Source organism: Mesorhizobium sp. M7A.F.Ca.CA.001.10.2.1, assembly GCF_003998575.1.
Classification (GTDB): domain Bacteria; phylum Pseudomonadota; class Alphaproteobacteria; order Rhizobiales; family Rhizobiaceae; genus Mesorhizobium.
In genome coordinates this window covers 1-5328 of the sequence record NZ_RZQY01000413.1, presented here as the reverse complement: position 1 = coordinate 5328, position 5328 = coordinate 1, and the positions used below count along the sequence as shown (strand labels likewise).

Below are 5328 nucleotides of genomic sequence, written 5' to 3'. Positions count from 1 at the left end.
AAGAACCGCCGTATTGAACTGAAGCTCACCGAACGTTGATCCAAAATCACGCGAACTTGTTCGTCGGCTCAACTCTAGAGCGCAGATAGAGGCCGACAAGGCCTGAAAAGATTATCTTTTTTTAATTACACATTGTCGCAGGGCGATCCTAACTTGCCGCCCGGGCCGAGAACCGCCGGCGATGAACCCCCTCATCGCGACGCGACGGAACCGGACGGCCCAAGGCCGGAAGGCAGGCGGACAACCGCCGCCTTCCTCTACAAGAGGAGACGCGTGATGCGCTCTTTCAAGACCTCGCTTAGAACTGCTACACTCACGGCGCTCCTCATCGCCGTTCCGCTTGCCGGCGCCTATGCCGCGGGCCATCACAAGGGCGCTCTCGACGCGGCCGATCCGACCGACATGACTGGCCCGCGTGTCGAGGCGCTTATCGCACAGGTGCAGGGCGTCCGGCAGGGCATCGTGGACGCAAGACAGGCCAACAACATCACCCCGGCCGTGGCGGAACGCCTGGAAATGCGCACGGCCCACATCGGTCAGGCGGCAGAGAAAGTCGCCGCGTCCGATCACGGCAGGATACCGGCCGCGCAATATCATGACCTGCTGCGCCGGCTCGACAATGTCGACCAGCGCCTGAGGGTCGATACCGGCAGCGGTTTCCTGATGGGCGACGGCGACGACGGCGGCAACTACCCGAACGGCTGAGGCCATAGCGCCCGAAACGGTCCAAGAGGAAGGGATCACCTGACGCTTTCGGGAGCCATCCCGCGGGCGTCCTTTTTACCAGCCCAGCCAGACCGCGATCAGCGCGGCAATCGCCGGCGCGGTCTGGATAAACAGGATTTTGCGGCCAACCGTTGCCGCGCCATAGAGGCCGGCAACAGCCACGCACAGCAGGAAAAACACCTTGACCTGGAAACCGGCCGCCCCGAGGTAAAGCCCCCAGATGAAGCCGGCGGCGAGGAAACCGTTGTAGAGCCCCTGATTGGCGGCGAGCACCTTGGAGGCGCTGGCGAATTCCGGGGTCAGGTTGAAAGCCTTGTGTCCGCGCGGCGTGTCCCACAGCACCATCTCCAGATAGACGATGTAGGCATGGATCAAGGCCACCAGCCCAACCAGGATGTTGCCGATCATTTCGTCCCCCTTGCGTTGTCGCCGGCAGCATTCCATGCGCGGCATCGCCTGCGCAAGGTGCATTTGCCCGACGGCATCCGAGGGTTGCCAACGCATTTGTGTTGGTGTCTTTTCGCGCCGTCCCCAATCACGGAAGCCGCCATGTCCTTTCAGAAACTCGATGACCTCTGCCACAAGCTCGAAGCGCTCGAGCATGCACTGGCCATTCTCGGCGCCGATGAGGCCACCCACATGGCCGTCGGCGGTGGCGAGAAGCGTGCCGAGGCGATGTCGGCACTGGCCGGCATGTATCACACCAGGGCAACGGCGCCGGAGATAGCCGACTGGATCGCTGCGGCCGAACAGGAAGCATTGGGTGAAGAGCAGCGCACTGCGGTCTCGGAACTGCGGCGCCAATACGCCAACCTGACCTGCCTGCCGGTCGAATTCGTCGAACGCCAGACGACCGCGCGCATGCGTTGCGAGCAGCTGTGGCGCGGCCTGCGCGCCAAGAACGACTGGGCGGGCTTCCAGCCGGCGCTGGAGGGCGTCGTGGCGCTGGTGCGCGAGGAAGCGGCGCTGCGTGCCGATGTGCTCGGCCTCGCCCCCTATGACGCGCTGATGGAGCAGTACGACCCCGGCAACCGCACCGCCGACATCACGCCAGTGTTCGCCGACCTGAAGGCTTTCCTGAAAGGTTTTGTGCCGGAGGCGCTGGCTATCCAGGACGCACGGCTGCGCAAGCGCCCGCTGAAGCCGCTCTCAGGCACCTATGCGATCGACCGGCAGCGCGAGCTCGGCCTTGCCATGATGGCGGCGGTCGGCTTCGACCTGACACACGGGTCGCTGTCGGTGTCGCACCACCCTTTCTGCGGCGGCGTGCCGAGCGACGTGCGCATCACCACCCGCTACAAGACTACAGACTTCCTGTCGGCGCTGATGGGCGTACTGCACGAGACCGGCCATGCGCTCTACGAGCAGAACCTGCCGAAGGCATGGTCGCACTGGCCGCTCGGCAAGGCGCGCGGCATGGCCGTGCATGAAAGCCAGAGCCTGTTCGTCGAGAAGCAGCTCGGCCGCAACCCGGCCTTCTGGCGCTGGGCGCTGCCGGTGGTCGAAAAGCATCTCGGCGAAGCCTGGTCGCTCGACGACATCCTGCCGCATGTGCATCGCGTCGAGCGCGGCCTGATCCGTGTCGATGCCGACGAGGTGACCTATCCCCTGCATGTCATCCTGCGCTACGAACTGGAGCAGGAACTCGTCGCGGGTCGGCTGGAGGTGGCTGATCTGCCCGAAGCCTGGGACGCCAAGATGCGTGACTATCTCGGCCTCTCCACCATCGACAACCCCGCCGACGGACCGATGCAGGACGTGCACTGGCCGGGTGCGGCCTTTGGCTATTTCCCATCCTACACGCTGGGCGCGATGATGGCGGCGCAGCAATGGGCGGCGCTGACGCGGGATCATCCTGCCGCCGACGAGGATCTCGCCAAAGGCAATTTCGAGGCGATCAACGACTGGCGCCGCGAAAAAATCTGGTCGCAGGGATCACGCTGGTCGACGCCGGACCTGCTCGAACGCGCCACCGGCGAAAAGCTCAACGCCACTTATTTCGTGAACCATCTGAAGCAGCGATACGGAGCCGTATAGCGGCTGCCGGCACAGCGGCAGATGTTTCTGCCTACTCAGCCGCGCCCCTGAAAGCACTGGCTCCGGTTTCGAACTGCAGCTTGGCCAGCCGCGCATAGATGCCGCCCTTGGCGACAAGGCTTTGATGCGTGCCTTCCTCGACGATCGAGCCGCCATCCATGACCAGGATCCTGTCGGCCTTCAGCACCGTTGCCAGGCGGTGGGCGATGACGATCGTGGTGCGGCCCTGCATCAGCCGTTCCAGCGCCGTCTGCACCAGCGTCTCGCTTTCGGCGTCGAGGGCGGAGGTGGCCTCGTCGAGCAGCAGGATCGGGGCGTCGCGCAGGATGGCGCGGGCGATCGCAACCCGCTGGCGCTGGCCGCCTGACAGCGTCACGCCGCGCTCACCGACCTGGCTGTCATACCCGTTCTCGAGCTTGAGGATGAATTCATCGGCAAGTGCATCCTTCGCCGCCGTCTCGATTTCGGCCTTGCTGGCTCCCGGCCGGCCGAACCCAATATTGTCACGCGCGCTTGCCGCGAAAATGGTGACGTCCTGCGGCACGATCGCGATGCGCTGGCGGATCGAAACGGGATCGGCCTCGCGCACATCGACGCCATCGATCAGGATCTTGCCTGTTTCGGGATCGTAGAAGCGTAGGATCAGCGAAAACACCGTGCTCTTGCCGGCCCCTGACGGCCCGACGATCGCCACCGTCTCGCCCGGCATGACCTGAAAGCTCAAGCCATGCACGGCGGCACGGTCCGGCCTTGCCGGGTAGGAGAAGGAGACATTGTCGAAGGCGATCGCGCCCTTGGCGACGGCCGGCAGCGGCTTCGGATCGGCGGGAGCCTGGATCGCCGGCTTCTCGGCCAGGATTTCGGTCAGCCGTTCGGCGGCGCCCGCCGCCTGCGCAAGCTCGCCCCAGACTTCCGACAACGCGCCCAGCGCGCCGGCGGCGAACACCGAATAGAGCAGGAATTGGCCGAGCGTACCGGGCGATATCGAGCCTTCGAGCACGTCGCGCGAGCCGAACCACAGCACCGCCACGACGGACGAGAAGATGGTGAAAATGGCGAAGAAGGTAAGGAAGGAGCGCGCGAAGATCGAGGAGCGTGCCGCCTCGAAAGCAGCTTCCACCGCGGCCGAGAAATGCCCGGTGACCAGCTTCTCATTGGTAAAGGCCTGCAGCGTGCGCACCGCGCCTATCTGCTCGCTGGCATAGGCGGTGGCATCGGCCAGCGTATCCTGCGCCTGGCGTGATTTGCGCCGCACCGAACGGCCGAAAGCGACCAGCGGCAGCACAATGACAGGAATAGCGGCAATGACCAACCCGGACAGTTTCGGGCTGGTGATGACCATCATCCCCACCGCGCCAAGGCCGAGGATGACGTTGCGCAGCGCCACCGAAGCCGTCGCGCCGACCGCCGACTTGACCTGCGTCGTGTCGGCGGCAAGCCGCGACACGATCTCGCCCGACTGGGCGGTGTCGAAGAAGGCAGGCGACAGCGTCGTCACATGGGCGAAGACATCGCGCCGGATATCGGCGACGACGCGCTCGCCCAGCGTGATGACGAAATAGTAGCGGCCGGCCGATGCCGCCGCCAGCACGGCGGCCATCGCCACCAGGGCGGCGAAATATTCGGCAATGAAGGTGGTGCTGGACGACGAGAAACCATAATCGATCATGCGTCGCACCGCCAGCGGCAGCGCCAGCGTGGTTGCCGCCGCGATGACCAGCGAGATGATGGCGCCGACGACCAGTGTGCGATAGTGCGTGATGTAGGGGAACAGGCGCCGGAGCGGCTTGAGCGAACGCCGGCGCTCGTCTGCGCTGGTGATTTGCGCCATCCCGATGTTTCCTCCAGCCGCCCTTGGGGTCTGCGCCTCAATATGCGCTTGCCGCGGCCTTGTGATTCAATTCCGGCTGATGTATAGGCTCGCCGACCGTTTTAGAAGCCGTGGCTCCTCAATAGCTGCGGCTTCGAGTTTTAAAAAGAGGCGCATCGACGCAGGCTTATGCCCGTCAGCCGCGCCGGCAAGCCAGGAACCGAGCCATGAAGAGCGCTATTCATCCCGATTACCACACCATCAAGGTCGTCATGACCGACGGCACCGAATACACGACCCGTTCGACCTGGGGCAAGGAAGGCGATACGATGAACCTCGATATCGACCCGACCACCCATCCGGCCTGGACCGGCGGCCAGCAGACCCTGCTCGACCGCGGCGGCCGCCTGTCGAAGTTCAAGAAGCGTTTCGAAGGTTTCGGCATCTAAGTGCATGTCGCCCAAAAGTGCGAAGCGGTTTTGGGATAATGACTTGCACCAAGTAAGATCTTAAACCAAACGAGCTTTTTACAGATCAAAAACCCGCCTTCGTGGCGGGTTTTTTGTTGCGGCGCGTTGCTACTCGGCCAGCAATTCCCTCAGCGCCATGCGCTTGTAGGCCGCGACCAGCCTGTCGCCCTCTTGGCGCTCAACCGAGATCGCCAGCCGCATGGCGGCTTCGCCCATCTGCCAGATGAGGAACGCCGTCGTTTCCAACGCCACCGGATCGGCTGCCGGCCGCAGCCGTTTCAGCAC

5 protein-coding genes and 1 pseudogene are annotated in these 5328 nt (G+C 64.1%); 3 read left to right on the top strand and 3 right to left on the bottom strand.

The window, feature by feature from the left end:
• The first annotated feature begins 276 nt into the window (after positions 1–276).
• A complete protein-coding gene (locus EN964_RS23265) occupies positions 277–705 on the top strand; it encodes a hypothetical protein (RefSeq protein WP_127269091.1) in 429 nt (142 codons plus the stop codon).
• Between the two features lie 75 nt (positions 706–780).
• On the opposite strand, the gene EN964_RS23260 is transcribed toward EN964_RS23265, so the two are convergent.
• Positions 781–1134, bottom strand: a complete 354-nt coding sequence (locus EN964_RS23260; RefSeq protein WP_127269092.1) for a DUF1304 domain-containing protein — start codon at positions 1132–1134, stop codon at positions 781–783.
• 141 nt (positions 1135–1275) lie between these two features.
• On the opposite strand from EN964_RS23260, the gene EN964_RS23255 reads away from it, so the two are divergent.
• Entirely contained in the window at positions 1276–2763 is a 1488-nt protein-coding gene (locus EN964_RS23255; protein ID WP_127269093.1) for a carboxypeptidase M32, read from the top strand.
• A 31-nt stretch (positions 2764–2794) separates the two neighbouring features.
• Here the strand turns inward: EN964_RS23255 and EN964_RS23250 are convergent, their stop codons facing one another.
• A complete protein-coding gene (locus tag EN964_RS23250; RefSeq protein ID WP_127272584.1) occupies positions 2795–4594 on the bottom strand; it encodes an ABC transporter transmembrane domain-containing protein in 1800 nt (599 codons plus the stop codon).
• Between the two features lie 206 nt (positions 4595–4800).
• Between EN964_RS23250 and rpmE the strand changes: the two genes are divergently transcribed.
• On the top strand, positions 4801–5022 hold the full coding sequence (rpmE, locus tag EN964_RS23245) for a 50S ribosomal protein L31 (protein WP_023811830.1): 222 nt from the start codon (positions 4801–4803) through the stop codon (positions 5020–5022).
• Between the two features lie 129 nt (positions 5023–5151).
• On the opposite strand, the pseudogene EN964_RS23240 reads toward rpmE, so the two are convergent.
• Positions 5152–5328 (bottom strand): annotated as a pseudogene (locus tag EN964_RS23240) (TetR/AcrR family transcriptional regulator); the annotation flags it as partial.

Bases quoted from the DNA above. Each gene is read 5' to 3' on its own strand.
- EN964_RS23265 (WP_127269091.1), top strand. From the start codon at position 277: ATGCGCTCTTTCAAGACCTCGCTTAGAACTGCTACACTCACGGCGCTC.
- EN964_RS23260 (WP_127269092.1), bottom strand. From the start codon at position 1,134: ATGATCGGCAACATCCTGGTTGGGCTGGTGGCCTTGATCCATGCCTAC.
- EN964_RS23255 (WP_127269093.1), top strand. From the start codon at position 1,276: ATGTCCTTTCAGAAACTCGATGACCTCTGCCACAAGCTCGAAGCGCTC.
- EN964_RS23250 (WP_127272584.1), bottom strand. From the start codon at position 4,594: ATGGCGCAAATCACCAGCGCAGACGAGCGCCGGCGTTCGCTCAAGCCG.
- rpmE (WP_023811830.1), top strand. From the start codon at position 4,801: ATGAAGAGCGCTATTCATCCCGATTACCACACCATCAAGGTCGTCATG.